The 19,796-nt window shown below is 60.1% G+C and carries 14 protein-coding genes and 3 tRNA genes; 11 read left to right on the forward strand and 6 right to left on the reverse strand.

Going from position 1 to position 19,796, the window contains the following annotated elements:
- The first annotated feature begins 106 nt into the window (after nucleotides 1-106).
- Together AC1ROR_RS13975 and AC1ROR_RS13980 are read left to right on the forward strand one after the other, a co-directional pair.
- Nucleotides 107-183: transfer RNA gene (locus tag AC1ROR_RS13975), tRNA-Met, on the forward strand.
- 429 nt (nucleotides 184-612) lie between these two features.
- The gene (locus AC1ROR_RS13980) at nucleotides 613-834 is read left to right on the forward strand and encodes a hypothetical protein (RefSeq protein WP_498589747.1); all 222 of its coding nucleotides are present in this window, start codon (nucleotides 613-615) and stop codon (nucleotides 832-834) included.
- A 180-nt stretch (nucleotides 835-1,014) separates the two neighbouring features.
- Here the strand turns inward: AC1ROR_RS13980 and AC1ROR_RS13985 are convergent.
- Nucleotides 1,015-1,089 (reverse strand) — tRNA-Gly (locus AC1ROR_RS13985).
- A gap of 258 nt (nucleotides 1,090-1,347) precedes the next feature.
- Here AC1ROR_RS13985 and AC1ROR_RS13990 point away from each other — a divergent pair.
- From AC1ROR_RS13990 to AC1ROR_RS14020, 7 genes are all read left to right on the forward strand, one after another.
- Nucleotides 1,348-1,857: a prolyl-tRNA synthetase associated domain-containing protein gene (locus tag AC1ROR_RS13990; RefSeq protein ID WP_051796194.1), complete on the forward strand. Its 510-nt coding sequence runs from the start codon at nucleotides 1,348-1,350 to the stop codon at nucleotides 1,855-1,857.
- A gap of 54 nt (nucleotides 1,858-1,911) precedes the next feature.
- On the forward strand, nucleotides 1,912-2,880 hold the full coding sequence (gene trxA, locus AC1ROR_RS13995; protein ID WP_035222499.1) for a thioredoxin: 969 nt from the start codon (nucleotides 1,912-1,914) through the stop codon (nucleotides 2,878-2,880).
- Between the two features lie 68 nt (nucleotides 2,881-2,948).
- Entirely contained in the window at nucleotides 2,949-3,620 is a 672-nt protein-coding gene (locus tag AC1ROR_RS14000; RefSeq protein ID WP_035222502.1) for an LON peptidase substrate-binding domain-containing protein, read from the forward strand.
- A gap of 11 nt (nucleotides 3,621-3,631) precedes the next feature.
- Nucleotides 3,632-3,820 (forward strand): Trm112 family protein, encoded by a 189-nt coding sequence (locus AC1ROR_RS14005; protein ID WP_035222506.1) that lies wholly within the window; start codon nucleotides 3,632-3,634, stop codon nucleotides 3,818-3,820.
- Nucleotides 3,821-3,940: 120 nt separating this feature from the next.
- Nucleotides 3,941-9,394 carry an alpha-2-macroglobulin family protein gene (locus AC1ROR_RS14010; RefSeq protein ID WP_498589748.1) on the forward strand — a complete coding sequence of 1,818 codons (5,454 nt, stop codon included), beginning with the start codon at nucleotides 3,941-3,943 and terminating at the stop codon, nucleotides 9,392-9,394.
- Nucleotides 9,391-11,469, forward strand: a complete 2,079-nt coding sequence (gene pbpC, locus AC1ROR_RS14015; RefSeq protein WP_498589749.1) for a penicillin-binding protein 1C — start codon at nucleotides 9,391-9,393, stop codon at nucleotides 11,467-11,469. Before AC1ROR_RS14010 ends, pbpC begins: the two co-directional genes overlap by 4 nt.
- Before the next feature lie 282 nt (nucleotides 11,470-11,751).
- Nucleotides 11,752-12,507 carry a sulfite exporter TauE/SafE family protein gene (locus tag AC1ROR_RS14020; RefSeq protein WP_498589750.1) on the forward strand — a complete coding sequence of 252 codons (756 nt, stop codon included), beginning with the start codon at nucleotides 11,752-11,754 and terminating at the stop codon, nucleotides 12,505-12,507.
- Between the two features lie 192 nt (nucleotides 12,508-12,699).
- Here the strand turns inward: AC1ROR_RS14020 and AC1ROR_RS14025 are convergent.
- Nucleotides 12,700-12,796, reverse strand: a tRNA-OTHER gene (locus AC1ROR_RS14025).
- 312 nt (nucleotides 12,797-13,108) lie between these two features.
- Nucleotides 13,109-14,272, reverse strand: coding sequence for a M20 aminoacylase family protein (locus AC1ROR_RS14030; protein WP_498589751.1), 1,164 nt, complete (start codon nucleotides 14,270-14,272; stop codon nucleotides 13,109-13,111).
- 224 nt (nucleotides 14,273-14,496) lie between these two features.
- On the opposite strand from AC1ROR_RS14030, the gene AC1ROR_RS14035 reads away from it, so the two are divergent.
- Nucleotides 14,497-15,555, forward strand: coding sequence for a D-alanyl-D-alanine carboxypeptidase family protein (locus AC1ROR_RS14035; RefSeq protein ID WP_051796207.1), 1,059 nt, complete (start codon nucleotides 14,497-14,499; stop codon nucleotides 15,553-15,555).
- Nucleotides 15,556-15,745: 190 nt separating this feature from the next.
- On the forward strand, nucleotides 15,746-16,891 hold the full coding sequence (locus AC1ROR_RS14040) for a CobW family GTP-binding protein (RefSeq protein ID WP_498589752.1): 1,146 nt from the start codon (nucleotides 15,746-15,748) through the stop codon (nucleotides 16,889-16,891).
- 219 nt (nucleotides 16,892-17,110) lie between these two features.
- Here AC1ROR_RS14040 and AC1ROR_RS14045 read toward each other — a convergent pair whose 3' ends face one another.
- From AC1ROR_RS14045 to AC1ROR_RS14055, 3 genes are all read right to left on the reverse strand, one after another.
- Nucleotides 17,111-17,347 (reverse strand): sulfurtransferase TusA family protein, encoded by a 237-nt coding sequence (locus tag AC1ROR_RS14045; protein WP_498589753.1) that lies wholly within the window; start codon nucleotides 17,345-17,347, stop codon nucleotides 17,111-17,113.
- Nucleotides 17,344-18,639 (reverse strand): L,D-transpeptidase family protein, encoded by a 1,296-nt coding sequence (locus AC1ROR_RS14050; RefSeq protein WP_498589754.1) that lies wholly within the window; start codon nucleotides 18,637-18,639, stop codon nucleotides 17,344-17,346. The genes AC1ROR_RS14045 and AC1ROR_RS14050 overlap by 4 nt, the downstream gene beginning before the upstream one ends.
- A gap of 191 nt (nucleotides 18,640-18,830) precedes the next feature.
- Nucleotides 18,831-19,784, reverse strand: coding sequence for an acetyl-CoA carboxylase carboxyltransferase subunit alpha (locus tag AC1ROR_RS14055; RefSeq protein WP_035222548.1), 954 nt, complete (start codon nucleotides 19,782-19,784; stop codon nucleotides 18,831-18,833).
- Between the last annotated feature and the right edge of the window lie 12 nt (nucleotides 19,785-19,796).

Below are 19,796 nucleotides of genomic sequence, written 5' to 3' on the forward strand. Positions count from 1 at the left end.
AGCGAATTTTTTGCGCATCATGCGCTTGACACTTTGGGGAGCGGCACCTTATAAGCCGCTCATCCTGATGGAGCGGACGGTCACATGGCTGTCACGTTTCCCCTGTGGCGGGGTAGCTCAGGTGGTTAGAGCAGCGGAATCATAATCCGCGTGTCGGGGGTTCAAGTCCCTCTCCCGCTACCATTTTCACCTAAAATCAAAAAAACCGGTTGGCGCATTCGCGCGCCTTTCTCACACTTCGAAGGCTGCAAGCGGCTCTGGCGTTGTGCTGGCCCGTAGCCTGTCGCCAAAAAAAGGGAAACCCGCCTGCTGTCAATGCAGCCGGCGGGTCTCAACCTCTACCCCCTCCCACAAGGGCGGGTGAACAAAAGCACATCGAATGAATTATGGCAAGATCATGGCGACCATATTGTTGCCGTTGATGGGCTTGTTCGCCAGTTTAGTGGCGGATGGCAGAGCGTGACCACTTCCGTGTGTCGCTCGTAGGGCGACCGGTAGGACACGACATTCTCGCTGCAGCACATTTCAGCGTGATTCGAATAGGCGCTTTGTATGGCGCGCTGCTGATAATGTGTTTTGTGCCGTGGAGCCTGATCATGGCTATATACGATCATGTCGGCGGCAAAAGATGCGGCCGGTGCTAAAAGGATCGTGAATGCGGCGATCAAGGTGCGGCTTTTGAGATGTGAGGACATGGGTTGTTTCCCCGGCGTTGATCAACCCAAGAAAACGCCCTTTATGTTAAAGCTGTTCCAGGGCGCGTCGCATTTTTTCGTTGGCGACCCCAGCGCAAAAAAATGCCCGCTCGCGGCGGGCAATTCAGAGGGGAACTGAGGTTAGGAGCCTCGTGTGAGAAACGCTCGTTCTCTCCATAAGTTCCGCAGGCGCCGGCAATTTCGTGCCCGCTTGCGGAACGAAAACCATGACAACTCTGAACGCCGAACAATATTAATTGTCCGGCCTGCGCAAAGCAAAGGTCACATATTTCAATGTAAAATCTGTGGCTTGGAAATTTGGAGCGGGCGAAGGGATTTGAACCCTCGACCCCAACCTTGGCAAGGTTGTGCTCTACCCCTGAGCTACACCCGCTCAAATCCATCGGTCCGGGGTAGTAAGCTGAACCGTGGGCCGTCCGACTGGCGGCGACGGGCGCTATATCGCTCAATCGATTTTGGAATGCAACAGGGAAATGACAAAAACGCGAAAATTTCTTTGAGAAATGCGACAAGCGGCGGAAATGATTGAGAATTTTCGTCCCGTTCTATTTTCACGCGTTGCCAAGCCGGGGTGGCGCCCTTAATCATGGCGGCAAACATATCGGAATTGGAAAAAACAGGGCGGCAGGAAATGGTGGAAAATTCTCCGAAGACGGCAACGGACTTGTTTGCGTTTCTGGACGGGCTCGGTATTGCGCACACGACGAAGGAGCATGAGCCGGTCTACACCGTTGCCGAGTCCCAGTCCCTGCGTGATCTTATCCCCGGCGGTCATACGAAGAACCTTTTTGTGAAGGACAAAAAGGATCAGTATTTCGTTCTGACCGTCGAGGAAAATGCGGTCGTCGATCTGAAGAGCGTCCACAAGACGATTGGTGCAGCAAGCCGGGTGTCCTTTGGCAGGCCGGAAAAAATGCTGGAATATCTGGGCGTCGTGCCGGGTTCCGTCACGGTTTTCGGCGCCATTAACGATGCCGGCGGGCAGGTTACCTTCGTGCTCGACAGCGCGCTCCTCGAAAACGAGTTGATCAATGGCCATCCGCTTTCCAACGACCAGACGACGACGATCGGAAACAGCGACCTCATTCGTTTTCTGGAGGCGACGGGTCATACGCCGCTTGTCTTGAAAGTCAGCGAGTGAGATACGATCTTTGCTTCAATTAAGACAATACGACAGAGATTACGGGAGACCGGCATGAGCGGCACGAACAATCCTTACGGCAGTTCCTATGGCGGGCAGATGTCCGGCAGCGCGCAATATAGCGGGGATCTGAACGGTGCGTCCTCCGGCCATATCAAGGATACGACGACGGCCGCCTTCTCCAAGGATGTTCTCGAGGAATCGCGCCACCAGCCGGTTCTGGTGGATTTCTGGGCGCCGTGGTGCGGTCCTTGCAAGCAGCTCACGCCGGTACTCGAAAAGGTCGTCAACGAGGCCAATGGCCGCGTGAAACTCGTGAAGCTGAATATCGATGATCACCCATCCATTCCGGGCCAGCTCGGCATCCAGTCCATTCCAGCCATTGTTGCTTTCCTGGATGGCAGGCCTGTCGACGGCTTTATGGGGGCGGTGCCGGAAAGCCAGATCAAGCAATTCATCGACAAGATCGCCGGACCCGATGCGGGTGATCCGAAAGCGGAGATCGAAGCCGCTCTGGCCGAAGCGAAACAGCTTCTGGCGGATGGCGATTTTAACGGCGCGGCGCAATTGTTTGGCGCCGTCATGCAGGCTGATCCGGAAAATCCGGCCGCGATTGCCGGTATCGCCGAATGCATGGTTGCTGCCGGTCAATATGAGCGGGCAAGCGAACTCCTCTCTTCCCTGCCGGCAGAGTTGGCCGAGGATGCGGGCATCCAGCTCGTCTCGAAAAAGATCGCGCAATATGAAGAAGCCCGAAAGATTGGCGACCCGGTGGCGCTGGAACGCGATATTGAGATCAATCCCGATCACTTCGAGGCGCGCGTGAAGCTCGCCAAGGTCCTGAACGCCCAGGGGCGACGCGACGAGGCGGCGGATCATCTGCTCTATGTCATGCGCAAGGACCGGACCTTCGACGATGACGGCGCGCGCCGCCAGCTTCTGGAGTTTTTCGAGGCCTGGGGCTTCAAGGACCCGGCAACAGTTGCCGGTCGCAGGAAGCTTTCGGCTATACTGTTTTCGTAATGCGGGCATATCCCGGCCGTGGCGGTTGATCCGCCGGCCGGGCAGCAGTGAACAGGGGGCTTGATCCCATGCATGTCGGAAATGCGAGATATGTGAAGAACGACGATCTGCCGGAAACCGTGCCGGTGTTTCCATTGTCGGGCGCGCTGCTTTTGCCGGAAGGCCATCTTCCGCTCAATGTCTTCGAGCCGCGATATCTCGCCATGATCGATATGGCACTGGCCGGTCACCGTGTCATCGGCATGGTGCAGCCGGCTCTTAACGTCATCGAGGCGGGGCTGGAGGGCGGTCCTCTCAGCGCCGTCGGGTGCCTTGGTCGCATTACCTCCTTTTCCGAAACGGGTGACGGCCGTTACATTATTTCGCTCACCGGAGTATGCCGTTTCCGACTGCTGGAAGAGGTGGATGCGGGCAAGCCCTATCGCAGTTTCCGCCATGCGCCTTTCATCGCCGATCTTTCCGGTGAATATGACGAGGAGGCGGTGGACCGCGAGAACCTGCTGCGGGTTTTCCGTGCATTTCTCGATGCCAACCAGCTGGAGGCGGATTGGGAAAGCGTGGAAAGGGCGGGCAACCGCGTTCTCGTTAATTCGCTTTCCATGATGTCTCCTTTCGGGCCGGCCGAAAAACAGGCATTGCTGGAGGCGCCCGACCTGAAGACGCGGGCCGAAACATTGATCGCCATCACCGAAATCGTTCTTGCTCAAGGGTCGGGCGAGGGCGGCAACGTGCTGCAATAGGGGTCGCCGCCATGGACGACAGGATGAGCAATGTCGATCCGAAGCTGCTGGAGCTGCTGGTCTGCCCTTTGACGAAGGGGCGCCTTTCCTACGACCGGGCCCACAACGAGTTGATCTCCGAAAGCGCAAGACTTGCCTACCCGATCCGCGACGGCGTGCCGATCATGCTGATTTCAGAAGCGCGCAAGATAGAAGACTAGTGCTGTCCGCCTCGCGTCCACGACGCATTGTCATGTCGCAAGTTGACGATGATGCGTTGACAACCATGCGTGGATTTGACCAGAGTCCCGCCCGACATGTCTGTTGCGGGGAGAAAACTGATGTCGTTGCGCGCGCTCGTCCGGATCTCGTTGGTTGCGGTCTCAACCGCCATTGCTTTTCTTCCAGCCATGGCAGCGGAGCCTTCCCGCAAGGTCGTCACCACTCAGAATGGTGATTATTTCGGTTTCGATCTCAGAACCGAACAGAATGTCTCCCTGGAGCAATGCGGCGAGATTTGCGTTGGCGACGCGGCTTGCAAGGCCTTCACCTACAATCCCAAGGTGAAATGGTGTTTCCTCAAGTCGGATTTCAATCAGCTGAATGCCTTTCCCGGCGCCGTTGCCGGCAAGATCGTGGAAGTGGCGGCTGAGGCCGATATCGGTGCGCCCCAGCGCCTGTCCTTCGTAACGGACAGCCTGCAACAGGAAGCGCGCAAGCTGAAATCGGGCCTCGTTGCGAATGGCCAGGGCGAGGAAGGGCTGGAAAGCCTGCTGCAAACGGCAAGGCAGCAGGCGGCAGCGGGCAATATTCCGGATGCGGTCGAGACCTATAAGGCGGCTCTTGCGATTTCGCCGGATGATGGCGCGCTCTGGGCGGAGCTCTCTCAGAAAGCGGCGCAGGTTACCGACAATTATGCGATTGCAGGCCAGGCAGCCTCCGCAGCCATCAACGCCTATCAGCTGAGCCGCACGGTCAGCGCCCGCACCGAGGCGCTGAACCGGCTGGCACAGGCTTTCGAAAGAACCCAGAACTACCGCGCGGCACTCAATGCCTATAAGGAAAGCCTTGGGCTATCCGACAATGCGCAGACGAAGGCGGCCTATGCCGATCTGCGCGCGCGGCAGGGTTTCCGCGTCATCAACAATACGGTGGATACCGATAGCGTCAGCCCGCGCGCCTGCGTGCAGTTTTCGGAACCTCTGGTGAAGAACGGTGTCGATTATTCCTCCTTCATCACGCTTGATGGAACCGCGCCCAAGGCCATCGAGGCGAAGGGCAGCGAGATTTGCGTCGAAGGGCTGACCCATGGCCAGCGTTACAAGATCGCGCTGCGCGCCGGCCTGCCCTCTTCGGTGGACGAGCCGCTGGAAAAACAGGTCGATCTCGATCTTTACGTGCGTGACCGCGCCGCCAGCGTGCGCTTCACGGGTGAGAATTTCGTGCTGCCGGGCACTGCGCGGCGCGGCATTCCCATCGTCTCAGTCAATGCCGACAAGGCCGACCTGAAGCTTTACCGCGTCGGCGACCGCAACATCACCGCGCTGCTCACCAACTCTCAATTTCTGACGCAGATGGACGGTTATAATGCCGACCGCATTGAAAACGAGATTGGCGAGCTGGTCTGGCAGGGCGCAATCGACATCCAGCCTGACCTCAACAAGGACGTGGTGACAAGCTTTCCGGTGGATGAGGCCCTGCCGGAGCGCAAGCCGGGCATCTATGTGCTGACCGCCGTGCCGCCGGGCACTGCGCCGGAAACCTGGGATTCCCGCGCCACGCAATGGTTCCTCGTATCCGACACCGGCATTACCACCTATGCCGGAACAGACGGCCTGAACGTCTTCGTCCGCGCCCTTGGCAGCGCCAAGCCGCTTGCGGACGTCGATTTGCAGCTGCTCGCCAAGAATAATGAAGTGCTCGGTACTGCAAAGACGGATGCGGATGGCAGGGCGGTGTTTTCCGCCGGCCTGATGCGCGGCACGGCGGCGCAGGCTCCCGCCATCCTGACGGCGCGCAATGGCGATAAGGATTACGTGTTCCTCGACATGACACGCGCCGGCTTCGATCTTTCGGACCGCGGCGTGACGGGACGTGCAGCACCCGGTGCCATCGATGTGTTCAGCTGGACTGAGCGCGGCATCTACCGCGCCGGCGAGACCGTCCATGCGGCGGCGCTGGCCCGTGATGTCGACGGCAAGGCGATTGAGGATCTGCCGCTCACCTTCATCTTCTCACGACCTGACGGCGTCGAGGACCGGCGCTTCGTCAGCGATGGCAAGGCGCTGGGCGGCCATGCGGTTGATCTGCCGTTGCAGGCAAATGCCATGCGCGGCACCTGGACAGTGCGCATCCACACCGATCCGAAAACGTCGGCCATCAGCGAAAAGAGCTTTCTGGTCGATGATTTCGTGCCTGATCGCACCGAGTTCGATCTCTCCAGCAAGGCGAAACAGATCGATCCGGGCGCGGAAACGGTAATTGATGTGGATGGCCGGTATCTTTATGGCGCTCCCGCCGCCGGCCTGACGCTGGAAGGCGAAGTCGCCATCAAGCCGACGCGCACGAATGCGGATTTCGAAGGTTATTTCTTCGGTCTGGCGGATGAGGAAAGCGAAGAGGAAAACCGCACCACGCTTGCCGATTTGCCGGCGCTGGACGAAGAGGGGAAGGCGAGCTTCAATGTCGACCTGACCGACCTGCCATCCACCACGCAGCTTCTCTCCGCCAACATCACCGTGCGCATGCGCGAGGCCGGTGGCCGCGCCGTGGAGCGCTCGCTGACGCTGCCCATCAAGGCGGAAGCGCCTGTCATTGGCATCAAACCGCAATTTTCCGGCGACCTCGCCCAGAACTCCGTTGGCCGTTTCCACATCATCGGTGTCAGTGCCGACGGTGCCAAACAAGCGATGAGCGGCCTCAACTGGAAGCTCATCAAGGTCGAGCGGAACTATCAATGGTATCGTCAGGGCAATTCCTGGCGTTACGAGCCGGTGGAATATACCAAGCAGCAAGAGGCTGGCAGTCTGACCGTCGATGCCAATGGCGGCGAGATTTCCGTACCCGTCACCTGGGGCCGCTACCGGCTGGAAGTGGAGGGCGCGGGCAATGGCGCGCCTGTCTCCAGCGTTGAGTTCGATGCCGGTTTTTATGTCGAGGCAAGCTCGACGGAAACGCCGGATGCGCTTGAAATTGCCCTCGACAAGCAGAGCTACAAGATCGGCGATACGGCCAAACTCAAGGTTTCGTCGCGGTTTGCCGGCGAATTGATGATCACTTCCGGTTCGGAAAAGCTGATTGCCGTGCAGAATGCCGAGATCGGCGAGGATGGCGGCGAGATCGACATTCCCGTCACCGAAGAATGGGGCGCCGGCGCTTATGTCACGGCCACGCTGTTCCGTCCCGGCGATGCGCAGGAAAGCCGCATGCCGATGCGCGCCATCGGCATCAAGTGGCTTGCCGTCGATCCGGCCGAGCGCAGGCTTGCCGTCACGCTCGGCGCGCCGCAAAAGACATTGCCGCGCCAGCCGCTTGAAATCCCGATCAGCGTGGCCGGTGCGGGCGTGGGCGAAAAGGCCTATGCCATCGTTGCCGCGGTCGATGTCGGCATATTGAACCTCACCCGCTATGAGCCGCCGAAGCCGGATGAATGGTATTTCGGCCAGCGCCGGCTGGGGCTGGAAATCCGCGACCTCTATGGCCGCCTGATCGACGGTTCGCTTGGCGCTACGGGTCGCCTGCGCACGGGCGGCGATGGCGGAGGCGCAGCACTTCAGGGCAGCCCGCCCACCGAAAAGCTCGTGGCTTTCTTCGCCGGTCCGGTCGAACTCGATGTTGACGGCAAGGCGATGGTGAGCTTCGATATTCCGCAGTTCAACGGCACGGCCCGCATCATGGCGGTGGCCTGGACGAAGACAGGCGTGGGACATGCGGTCTCCGATGCTGTCATCCGCGATCCTGTCGTGGTGACGGCCAGTGCACCGAAATTCCTCGCGCCCGGCGATGTCTCGCAATTGCGGCTCGATATCGCCAATACCGATGGCGGGGCCGGCGATTACCGGCTGGATGTGACCAGTAATACGGCGCTGACGGTCGATCAGGGCGAGGTATCGCAGACATTGGCGCTTCAGAAAGGTGGAAAGTCCTCGCTGACCGTTCCGCTGACGGGCGAACAGCCCGGCAATGGTGCAATCACCATCAAGGTTTCCAATGCTGCCGGCATTTCGCTGGAGCAGGTTCTGAACATTCCGGTTCGCCCGGCCGTTCTGCCGGTCACGTCGCGGCGTGAAATCAAGATTGCGCCCAATAGCAGCCTGACGATCAATGGCGATCTTCTGGCCGACAGCATGCTGCTCGGCTCTTCGGTTGCCGTTAACGTCACGCGTTCGCCCGCCTTCGATATTCCGGCGCTGGTGATGATGCTCGACAAATATCCTTACGGCTGCGCCGAGCAGACGACGAGCCGGGCCTTGCCGCTGCTTTATGTTTCGGAAATGACCAGGGATAGCGGCGTTGCGGAAGACCCCGATACCCGCAAACGGGTTCAGGAGGCGATCTACCGGGTACTGTCCTTCCAGTCGAGCTCCGGCAGTTTCGGCCTCTGGTCGCCCGGTTACGGCGATCTGTGGCTCGATGCCTATATCAGTGACTTCCTGACCCGCGCACGGGAACAGAAATACGATGTTCCCGAGGAGGCCATGGTGCAGGCGCTGAACAACCTGCAGAACGGTCTTTCCTATGACAGCAATGTCAAGGACCGCGGCAACGAGATCGCCTATTCGCTCTACGTGCTGGCGCGTAACCGCAAGGCGGCGATCAACGATCTGCGTTATTACGCGGATACGGCGCTTGCTGATTTCCCGACGCCGCTTGCCAAGGCTCAGGTTGCCGCCGCCCTTTCGCTCTATGGCGATCAGGCCCGCTCGAAGACGGTGTTCGGTGCGTCGCTCGACATGGCAAGCCGCGCCACCAATGTCAGCTTCGCAAGAGCGGATTACGGTTCCGCTTTGCGCGATGGCGCGGCGACACTCGCGCTTGCGGCGGAAAGCCGCCCGGTTCCGGCTGTCGTGCCGCAGCTTGCCGGTGCGGTGGCGAAGGAATGGGAAAAGAAGCCCTATACCAGCACCCAGGAGCAGGCATGGATGCTGCTTGCCGCCCGCGCCGTCAAAGGCGAGGACAAGGATATCCGCCTCGATGTGAACGGTGACCTGCAGACCGGCGGCTTCGGCAAGCGGATGAGCGGCGATGAATTGCTGGCGGCTCCCCTGAAAATCGCCAATGCCTCGGCCGATCCGGTCACGGCCGTTGTCACCACGGTAGCGCCGCCTTCGCAGCCGCTTGCCGCCGGTGGCGAGGGCTTCACCATCACCCGCACCTATTATTCCATGGATGGTGAGGAGGTGAACCCGAGCGAGGTCACGCAAAACGAGCGTTATGTGGTGGCGCTGAATATCGTCCCGCAAAATAACTGGCAGTCGCGCATTCTGGTGACGGACCTGTTGCCCTCCGGTTTCGAAATCGACAATCCGAGCCTCGTCAATTCGGCGGAACTGTCGAATTTCGACTGGCTGCCGGAAACGGAAGCGGCGCATACGGAATTCCGCTACGACCGTTTCGTGGCGGCCTTCGACCGCTCGGCCGGCGACAGTTCGGAGATTGCGCTCGCTTATGTGGTCCGCGCCGTTACCCCCGGGACCTATGATCATCCGGCAGCTTCGGTTGAAGATATGTACCGGCCGCAATTTGCCGCCCGCACGGCAACAGGCCGCGTGGAGGTGCGCTCGGCAACCCCATGAGCCGGAAAAAGGCAATCATCGCAGGCACTATGACGGTCGCGTTGCTTATGGGCGGCGCGGCCTTCGGTCTCGATGCGCTGGACAAGGCCTATCCGCCGCCGCTTGAGGCTGCGCGGCAACGATCCTTCGAGGTGCTGGATCGCGACGGCCGGCTGCTGCGCGCCTTTTCGACACCGGATGGCCGCTGGCGGCTTAAAACCGCGGCCGCCGAGGTTGACCCACAATTCCTGCGCATGCTGGTGGCCTATGAGGACCAGCGCTTTTACGATCATCACGGCGTCGACCCCTGGGCGCTGCTGCGCTCGGGCTGGCAATTGGTGAGTAACGGCAGGATCGTTTCCGGCGCTTCGACGCTTTCCATGCAGGTGGCGCGGCTGATCGAACCGCGCGCCGATCGGTCGTTTTCGGCGAAATTCCTGCAGGCCGCACGTGCACTCCAGATCGAGAGACGGCTCAGCAAGGCGGAAATCCTCGATCTCTATCTCAACATCGCGCCCTATGGTGGCAATATCGAGGGCGTTCGCGCCGCAAGTCTCGCCTGGTTTGGCAAAGAGCCTGCCCGCCTGGACACGGCGGAGGCTGCCCTTCTGGTGGCGTTGCCGCAATTGCCCGAAAAGCGCCGCCCGGATCGTTTTCCGGCGGCGGCGAAGCAGGCGCGGGAGCGCGTCTTGCAACGGCTTGCCGTCGAGCGGGTGGTGGGTGAAGGGGAGGCGGAACGGGCGGCGCTTGCCGACGTGCCATCCAACCGGCGAGATCTTCCATCCTATGCGCCGCATATGGCCGTTGCCGCGCGGACGAAGTTTCCGAATGTCGCTGAAGCGCGTTCGACGCTGAAACTGCCGATCCAGCGGGAACTGGAAGCCGTTGCCCGCCATGCGGCAGAAAAAATTGGAGACAAGGTGTCCGTCGCCATCGTCATGGCCGATGCGCAGACCGGCGATATTCTCGCCGAAGTCGGTTCGGCGGATTATCTCGATACGGCAAGGCGTGGTTTCGTGGAAATGAGCCGGGCCGTGCGCTCGCCGGGGTCCACCCTCAAGCCGTTCATTTATGGCCTCGCTTTCGAAGACGGTCTTGTCGGGCAGGAAACCATCATCGAGGATCGACCGGCCGATTTTTCCGGTTACCGGCCACGCAATTTCGATATGCATTATCAGGGTGATGTCAGCATCCGGCAGGCGCTGCAACTGTCGCTCAACGTGCCCGCCGTCAAGCTTCTGGATGCGGTCAGCCCGTCTGCGCTGATGGTGCGTTTCCGGCGGGTGGGGGTGAAGCTGGTGCTTCCCGCAAACGAAGCGCCGGGTCTCGCCATCGCGCTTGGCGGTGCCGGCATTTCGCTTGTTGATCTGGTGCAGCTTTATACAGGACTTGCCGGCAGTAGTGATCCCGTGCGGCTGGGTGACGGTATCCGTTCCTTCCCTGAACGACTGGGGGGCGACCGGCTGTTTTCCGATGCGGCAATCTGGAATATTACCGACATTCTCTCCGGCGTGCTGCCGCCGCTTGGCATGAAGCAGCGCGGCATCGCTTACAAAACCGGCACCAGCTATGGTTATCGCGATGCCTGGTCGGTGGGCTTTGACGGGCGGCATGTACTCGGGGTCTGGGTCGGGCGTGCCGACAACGGCGCGGTGCCCGGCATTGCCGGTTACGCGACCGCGGCCCCTATTCTGTTCGAGGCTTTCGAAAAATCCGGCGTGGCAATCACGCCGATGCCGGCGGCACCTTCCGGTGTCGCCCGCGTCGCCGTGAGCGACCTTCCCGCCAACCAGCGGCGTTTCACCCTGACCGCAAGCGGTCTCCTTTCCGCCTCGAGACGGGAAAGTGCCCCCCGCATCGTTTACCCGCCGGAAGGGGCAAGGGTCGAGCTTTCCAGCCAGTCGGGCATTTCGCCGCTGGTGCTGAAGCTGCAGGGTGGGCGTGCGCCCTTCCGCTGGCTCGCCAACGGCATGCCCCTGCCGGATGTCTCCCTTCGCCGCAACAGCGAATGGCGGCCGGAGGGTCAGGGATTTTCGACGCTGACGGTGATCGACGCCGATGGCCGCGCTTCGAGCGTGCGGGTGTTTATCGAGTGAGCGTTTAGAATACGACGGCGCGTCATGCCATCGCGGTAGCAACTCTTGACGAGCCTCTGTGGGGCGGCTGGGTGCAGATTTTCAGTGTCGTGATCCACGCTTCGTTGATGTCGGGCTTCACATTTCTGGGCGTGAATGCTTACTATCAGGAGATCGCCATGAACCGATCATCGTCAGCGCGGTCGTCGCTGATATCTACCGTCAAAAGGTCCGACTAAAAAGGGCTGATATTTATGTGCGGCATCCGGCAGGGATGCCTGCGGCATTGCCGAGGAGATGCGCTTGACCCTTTTCAACTCTCCTCTGGAGCTGGGTGTCACCATTCTCGCGGTCGTGCTGGTCGGTCTCTCCAAGGGCGGTCTCGGTGGCATGAGCTTGCTTGGCGTTCCGCTCATGGCGCTGGTGATGTCGCCCGTAACCGCGGCCGCCATCCTGCTTCCGATCCTCGTCGTCATGGACATGGTTGGCGTTGCGGCCTGGCGCAGCTGGGTCGACTGGAGGATCATGCGCCAGCTTTTGCCAGCAGCCGTCGTTGGCATCGGGCTTGGATGGATGACCGCCGAAATCACCTCGGACGCCGTCGTCCGTCTGGTCGTTGGCGTGGTCTCGGCGGTGTTCGTCCTGCGTGTCGTCTTCGCGAAAAGTGCTCTGACCACGGTTGCAAGGGAGCGACCGATGGCTGGGCGGTTCTGGAGCCTGCTTGCGGGTTACACCAGCTTCGTGGCGCACGCGGGTGCGCCGCCGCTTCAGGTCTATCTCCTGCCGCTTCGGATGGACCCCAAGGTCTTCACGGGTACCAATGTAATGTTTTTTGCAATCACCAATGTCCTGAAACTCGTGCCTTACGCCGCCTTGGGCGGTTTCGGCGCGCAGAACCTCGGGCGAGCCGCCCTGATGGTTCCGCTGGCGATCGTGTCGACATGGCTCGGCGCCTGGACGGTGCGCCGCATGCGGGCCTCCGTCTTTTATCCGCTGACCTACACTTCCGTGGCGCTGGTGGCGGTGAAGCTGATCTGGGATGGCGTGACGGGGCTTTGAAAGGCCTGTAGCCGTGGAAACAGCCAGAGGCCGGGAACGGCAATCTCAGTTGGTAGGGGCGAACCGGACCTTCATCGATTTCGCCTGCGGCGATGGAATGCTGTCGGAAACGCCGAAGCAGGCGCGCTGCCTCCGTTTGTAGTATGCCGAGGACTTGCTGCCTTGAGCAGGCTGCAACGGATAACAGGAAAATGGTGTCCACGAGAGGATTCGAACCTCCGACCCCAGGATTCATACCACTTCGGCTTTCGCAGCCGTCCCGTCGTCATCGGACAGGACGTTCGTGGTCTGGACTGTCCCTTCACCATGAGCCATCAGGCCTTTAGGTGCTGCCCATCCAGTCTCTACACCTTCACCGGATTTCTCCGGAGCTTGGCTCGGGATTGGCATGCTGGAAGACCAGCGAAGCTTTCCCCGACTTTGAGCAGATCGATTGCGTCGTTTCCGGGCGCAACCCCCAATTTGTCTTAGGAATCCTGTGCTCTATCCTGCTGAGCTACGTGGACACTGAATTGCTCTTTAACCTGACGATGCCTGCGGATCAACCGCGTTCTTCATCGCGGTCGATCTCTTCCTCGGCTTTCTTCGCGTTGGTCGGCAATCAGCTCGTCAGGCGCTGTTCGGCCAGTTTCACCCAGTAGGAAATGCCGTAAGCGATGGCGTCGTCGTTGAAATCATAGCCCGGATTGTGAAGCCCGGCCGAATCGCCATTACCGATGAAGATGAAGCAGCCCGGTCTTTCCTTCAGCATGAAGGAGAAATCCTCTCCCGCCATGGAAGGATCGACATCGGGATCGACATTCGGTTCGCCCGCCACATCGCGCGCCACACGGATGGCGTGGTCGGTCTCGGCGGCGTGGTTGAAGGTCACCGGGCAATAGCGCTCATAGACGACTTCCGCTTCCGCGCCGTTGGCAAGGGCAATACCTTCAGCCATCTGCTTGATGCGATCCTGCGCCAGATCGCGCACCGTTTCATCCAGGCTGCGCACCGTGCCGGCGATCAATGCCTCGTTGGGGATGATGTTGTGGCTGGAACCGGCGTGAAAACGGGTGACGGAGACGACGACCGAACGGATTGGATCGGCGTTGCGCGAGGCGATCATCTGCAGGTTGCCGACGATCTGCGCGCCGATGGTAATCGGGTCGATGGTGCGGTGCGGCTGTGCCGCGTGGCCGCCACGACCCTTGACGGTGATCGAGAACTTGTCGGGTGCGGCCATGATGCCGCCCTTGCGGATGGCGAAGGCGCCAAGCGGAATGCCCGGCATGTTGTGCATGCCATAGACCTCGTTAATGCCGAAACGTTCCATCAGGCCGTCCTCGACCATGGCGAGCGCGCCCGCGCCGCCTTCTTCCGCCGGCTGGAAGATGACCGCGATGGAGCCGGCGAAGTTGCGGGTCTCGGCAAGATATTTGGCGGCGCCAAGCAGCATGGCCGTGTGGCCGTCATGTCCGCAGGCATGCATCGCACCTGCCGTTTTGGAGGCCCAGGGCTTGCCGGTTTCCTCGAAGATGGGAAGAGCATCCATGTCCGCCCGAAATCCGATGGTGCGGTTACCCGGAAGATTGCCCCTGATGATGCCGACCACACCCGTGCGGCCAAGTCCGGTCACGATTTCGTCAACGCCGAAAGATTTCAGCTTCTCCGCAACGAAGGCCGCGGTGTTGTCGACATCATACAAAATCTCCGGGTTTTCATGCAGGTGACGCCGCCATTCGCTGACTTCCTGCTGGAGTTCGGCGGCTCTGTTTAAAATCGGCATTCATTCATTCCTGGGTTCATCGGTGCGGCATGTCGTAAAATCCTATCCTCCGTGGTGGATAGTGCGCCGCATAATTGACGTAATCAATGTACTTTGCCATTGCTAGGACATATATGGTGAATATTGCCATTCCCCGACCGAAGACGGGAATTCGAGGACAAGCCTTGCCACAGATATTTAAATCGCCAAACGCCGCCCGGCGGCTCTCCGCAGCCGTTGCCATCATGACTGCAGGCCTTGTTGCCGCAGCACCCGTGGCGAATGCCAATCCGAAAATGGTGGTGGATGTCAAAACCGGCAAGGTGATTTCCCATCAGGAAGCGTTCCGCAAGTGGTATCCCGCCTCGCTGACCAAGCTGATGACCGCCTATATCGCCTTTTCGCAGATGAAGGCCGGCAAGATCAGCCCGCAGACGGAAGTGGTGATGAGCAAGAAGGCCGCCGACCAGCCGGCCTCGAAAATGTATTTCAAGCCCGGTCAGAAACTGACCATGGACAGCGCGCTGAAGCTGCTGCTGATCAAATCCGCCAATGACATCGCCGTGGCGATTGCCGAGACCATCGGCGGCACCAGCGACAATTTCGTGGCGCAGATGAATGCGCAGGCGCAGCGGCTGGGCATGAGCTCCACCCGTTACGTCAACCCCAACGGCCTGCCCGGCAAGGGGCAATATACGACGGCACGCGACCTTGCGCTGCTGGCGCTGATCATCAAGCGTGAGTTCCCGGAATATGCCGATTATTTCTCGCTGGAGGGCGTTACCACCGGCAAGAAGAATTACGCCAACTTCAACATGCTTGTCGGCCGTTTCGATGGTGCCGATGGCATGAAGACCGGCTTTATCTGTGCCTCGGGTTTCAACCAGGTGTCATCCGCCGTGCGCAACGGTCGCTCGGTCATCACCGTCGTTCTGGGGGCGGACAGCCTTGCCGGGCGAACGGACCAGTCGGCCGATCTGCTGCAGATGGGGTTGACCGCGCCGTCGGGCCAGGGCGTTTCGCTCGCGTCGCTGGCGCCTTATGGCGATACCGGCGATGTGAACGATGTCAGCGCTGAAATCTGCAATCCGAAGGCCGCCAAGGTGCGCAGCGAAAGCCGCGACGAAGCTGGCCGCATGGTCATCCATTCTCCCTACGTCACGGAAATGACCCGCCCGCCGGAATATTCTTTCGCCGGCCTCATTCCTGGCAGCGAGACCGTGGCGGTCAATACCACCAAGGGTGCCTCGGCCAAGGGCGAACTCGCCAATGTGCCGATCCCTATTCCGCGCCCGACATTCTGATCGTCGGGGCCGCCCTCTTCAATGAGGGCGGATGCGCTTTGCGGATTGGGTATTCGCAGGTCCGATCTGTTATGATATTACAATGTCGCTCGCAGCTTCCGGCTCCGGGCGATTTCTGTTTTATCGCGCGGTTCCGGGTCGACGATCGTCCGACGATCTATCGGAGCGGCCCTCAACATACAGGCAAGGCATGTTTCGCGATCGTATACCGGTTTCCATCATCACCGGATTTCTCGGCGCCGGAAAATCGACGCTTCTCAACCGGCTTCTCAAGGATCCGGAGATGAACGACGCCGCGATCATCATCAATGAGTTCGGCGATGTCAGTATCGACCACCTGCTGGTGGAGAGCGCCGGCGAGGGCATCATTGAGCTGGCGGAAGGCTGCCTCTGCTGCACGGTGCGCGGTGAGCTGGTGGACACGCTGGCGGAACTGATGGATGGCATACAGACTGGCAAGCTGAAGGCTGTAAAGCGGGTGGTGATTGAAACCACCGGTCTTGCCGACCCCGCTCCGGTCATGCAATCGATCATGGGCAACCCGGTCATCGCGCAGAATTTCGTCCTGAACGGCATGATTACGGTGGTGGATGCCGTGAACGGCCTTTCCACGCTCGACAATCATCAGGAAGCGGTGAAACAGGCCGCCGTGGCTGACCGTCTGGTGATGACCAAGCGCGCCCTTGCCGATGCCGCCACGATTTCTGCGCTGACGGCCCGTCTGCAAGCGCTCAATCCGCGTGCGACAATCGAGGATGGTGACAAAACCAAGTGGAGCGCTGCGGGGCTTCTCGACAACGGCCTTTACGATGCCGGCAGCAAGAATGCCGATGTCGGCCGCTGGCTGGGCGAAGAGGCGGCACACGATCACCATGATCATGGTCACGACCATGGCCATCATCACCACCATCATGGCGATCACGACGACCATCACCATCATCACGATGTGAACCGGCACGATGCCTCTATCCGTTCCTTTTCGATCATTCACGATCAGCCGATCAGCCCGATGGCGATCGACATGTTCGTGGATCTGCTGCGCTCGGCGCATGGGGAAAAGCTGTTGCGCATGAAGGCCATCGTCAAGCTGTCGGATAATCCGGCTCGGCCGCTGGTGCTGCATGGGGTGCAGAATATTTTCCACACGCCTGAGCGCCTTGCAGTCTGGCCGGACCCGGCTGATCAGCGCACGCGCATGGTGCTGATTACCAAGGATTTGCCGGAGGCTTTCGTGCAGGACCTGTTCGCGGCCTTCACAAGCGCACCCGGCATCGACCGGCCGGACAGGCAGGCGATGACGGATAACCCGCTGGCGGTTTCGGGGTTGCGGTTTTAGATCGCGCGACGGCGTTTAAATCGGCGGGTGAGGTTACCCCCCTCTGCCCTGCCGGGCATCTCCCCCTCAAGGGGGGAGATCGACTCGTGGCGACGTTTCGCCGATCTCGACGTTTGAGACTAAAATGGTGGTAAAGCTCCTTGCCGATCTCCCCCCTTGAGGGGGAGATGCCCGGCAGGGCAGAGGGGGGTAACCACAGCCGCCAGCGTGGAACGCCGGTTACCCGCCCTTCACAATCCGAAACCGATGCCCTTTACCCACTGCCACCGTCTCCACCAGCCTATGCCCATCCTCATTGCACATATGGGCAATATCGATCACCGCCATCGGATCGGTCGTCTCGACAGTTAGAATATCGCCTGCCTTCAGGGTTGCGAGTTTCTTGCGGCTTCTCAAAACCGGAAGGGGGCATTTAAGCCCCCTCAAATCATAAACGATGTCGGCCGTGTCGCTCATTCCTTGGCCCAGAACTTCCAGAACGGCTTCTTCTCCGGCGCTTCGGGTGCAGGCGCTGCGGAATAGGCAAGCGGGTTCATGGTCGGAACCGGAACGCTCTGGGCGGCAGCGCCAGTCTGAGTGGCTGCTGCGGGGGTGGCCGAGGCAACCATCGTCGGTGCTGCAGGGGCCGGGTTCGATTGCGGTGCGGCGGGCTGTGTCGCCGAAGGGCGCGGGCCGCGCAGGGAAGAGGCGGTTGCGGTCGTGGCCGGAGAGGAAGACGTCACCTGCTGCGCCTTCTTCTCCATCAGCGCGGCATATTCCGTTTCCTTCATCAGCTTGCCGGCCTTCAGCGCAGAGCCGGTCGGGGCATAGGCGGGCTCGCGGCCCTTGCGCTTTTCGGCGACAAGTGCCTTGCGCTCCGCTTCGCTCGGATCGTACCAGGCCATGCCGTCATATTTCGACATTGCCTTTTCATAGGCGATATCATAGGTCTTCTCATAGCTCGAAAGCGCGCTGACGAGCGCCGGCGGTGTGCTCATGGCCGGGCATTGGGCGGAGGCGTTGAAGCTGCCACCTTCCGTCTGCTGGTTGAAGACGTATTTCTTCTCGCAGACATTCACTTCCGGCGGGCGCTTGGTCACTTCGAAATTGTCGTAACCGACCTTCAGCATCTTCCAGAATTCGAGATGCTCGCTCTGGCGATGGCGGGCCATGTTCTCCGCCGTCATGCGGAACGGGAAGGCCTGTAGCTGCACGGTCTTCTGGCCGCCCTTGAAGGCGTCACGGGCAAACCCGTAGATTTCAAGAATCTGCGCATCCGTCATCGAATAACAGCCTGACGATGAGCAGGCGCCATGGATCATCAGATTGGTGCCGTTGCGGCCATTGGCGGCATCGTAGCGGTTCGGAAAGCCGGTATTGATGGCGAGATAATATTTCGAGTTTGGATTGAGATGCGCGGGCGTCAGGTTGTAGAAACCTTCCGGCGCCTGCCGGTCGCCTTCCTTCACCTTGGGCCCGAGTTTGCCGGACCATGCGCAAATCTCGTAACCGGCGATCTTCTCGAAACGGTTGTCGCGTCTTGCCTTCCAGATTTCCAAGGCACCTTCTTCCTTGAAGATGCGGATCATGATCGGCGAGGTGCGGTCCATGCCCCTTTTGTCGATCTCGGCCAGGATGGACGGAGACAGCGGGTAATCGACCTTGTTCTTGACGTGGGAAACGTCGCGTTCCACGGTTTCGAGCGTATCGTTGCAGCCGGTGAGAATGAGCGCGGTGCAGGCGAGAAGGGCAAAATGTGTCAAACGCATGATCTGATCCGAAAGACGATGGCACGAAGCGGCGCAAGTTCTACACCAGCACGTGTGTATTTTAAATACGGTATTAACCGTTTACATCTTCTTAACTCAAATCGGACCCGCCCCGCGGCCGCCGATACATCTTTTGATGTGACCGGACTATGGCCGAGTTGGGGCGATATTCAAGGAAAATAAGGCCGGCGTTAGAGATTCCGGCCAATATCCAGGAACTTCTGGCGGCGTTCAGCGCGCAGCTGTGTGCCGGAACGCTGGGACAGATCGGCCAGCGCCTTGGCGATCACATCGCCGGTCGCGCCGATCACGGTTTCCGGAGCACGGTGCGCGCCGCCGATCGGTTCGGGAATGATTCCGTCGATAACGCCAAGAGATTTCAGATCTTCCGAGGTAATCTTCATATTGGTTGCAGCTTCCTTGGCGCGGGTCGAATCGCGCCAGAGAATGGAGGCCGCACCTTCCGGCGAGATCACCGAATAGATCGCATGTTCGAGCATGTAGACGCGGTTGCCGGTGGCAATCGCGATGGCGCCGCCCGAACCACCTTCGCCGATGACGACGGAGACGATCGGCACCTTGACGTTGAGGCACATTTCCGTTGAACGGGCGATGGCTTCGGCCTGTCCGCGCTCTTCCGCACCGACGCCGGGATAGGCGCCTGCCGTGTCGATGAGGGTTATGACCGGCAGCGAGAAACGGTCAGCCAGCTCCAGCACGCGGATCGCCTTGCGGTAACCTTCCGGGCGCGGACTACCGAAATTGTGCTTCAGGCGGCTTTTGGTGTCGTTGCCCTTTTCCTGGCCGATGATGGCGACGGGCTGACCGTTAAAGCGGGCAAGGCCCGCCTGAATGGCCGCGTCCTCGGAAAATTTGCGGTCGCCGGCAAGCGGCGTGAAATCGGTGAACAGCGCCTTGGCGTAATCGACGAAATGCGGGCGCTGCGGATGGCGCGCGACCTGCGTTTTCTGCCAGGCGTTCAGCTTGGAATAGATGTCCTGCATCGCATCGTTGACGCGCGATTCCAGACGGTTGATCTCCTCCGAGGTGTCTATGCTCTCGTCTTCATCGGCAAGCTTCTTCAGCTCGATGATCTTGCCTTCAAGGTCCGAGATAGGTTTTTCGAAGTCGAGATAATTGTGCATGAGATCCGTTTC

The sequence above is a fragment of the Agrobacterium sp. GW821-FHT14E08 genome (assembly GCF_058803865.1).

Coding starts and splice junctions, on each gene's coding strand:
- AC1ROR_RS13980 (WP_498589747.1), top strand. CDS start 613: ATGTCGGCGGCAAAAGATGCGGCCGGTGCTAAAAGGATCGTGAATGCG.
- AC1ROR_RS13990 (WP_051796194.1), top strand. CDS start 1,348: ATGGTGGAAAATTCTCCGAAGACGGCAACGGACTTGTTTGCGTTTCTG.
- trxA (WP_035222499.1), top strand. CDS start 1,912: ATGAGCGGCACGAACAATCCTTACGGCAGTTCCTATGGCGGGCAGATG.
- AC1ROR_RS14000 (WP_035222502.1), top strand. CDS start 2,949: ATGCATGTCGGAAATGCGAGATATGTGAAGAACGACGATCTGCCGGAA.
- AC1ROR_RS14005 (WP_035222506.1), top strand. CDS start 3,632: ATGGACGACAGGATGAGCAATGTCGATCCGAAGCTGCTGGAGCTGCTG.
- AC1ROR_RS14010 (WP_498589748.1), top strand. CDS start 3,941: ATGTCGTTGCGCGCGCTCGTCCGGATCTCGTTGGTTGCGGTCTCAACC.
- pbpC (WP_498589749.1), top strand. CDS start 9,391: ATGAGCCGGAAAAAGGCAATCATCGCAGGCACTATGACGGTCGCGTTG.
- AC1ROR_RS14030 (WP_498589751.1), bottom strand. CDS start 14,272: ATGCCGATTTTAAACAGAGCCGCCGAACTCCAGCAGGAAGTCAGCGAA.
- AC1ROR_RS14035 (WP_051796207.1), top strand. CDS start 14,497: ATGACTGCAGGCCTTGTTGCCGCAGCACCCGTGGCGAATGCCAATCCG.
- AC1ROR_RS14040 (WP_498589752.1), top strand. CDS start 15,746: ATGTTTCGCGATCGTATACCGGTTTCCATCATCACCGGATTTCTCGGC.
- AC1ROR_RS14045 (WP_498589753.1), bottom strand. CDS start 17,347: ATGAGCGACACGGCCGACATCGTTTATGATTTGAGGGGGCTTAAATGC.
- AC1ROR_RS14050 (WP_498589754.1), bottom strand. CDS start 18,639: ATGCGTTTGACACATTTTGCCCTTCTCGCCTGCACCGCGCTCATTCTC.
- AC1ROR_RS14055 (WP_035222548.1), bottom strand. CDS start 19,784: ATGCACAATTATCTCGACTTCGAAAAACCTATCTCGGACCTTGAAGGC.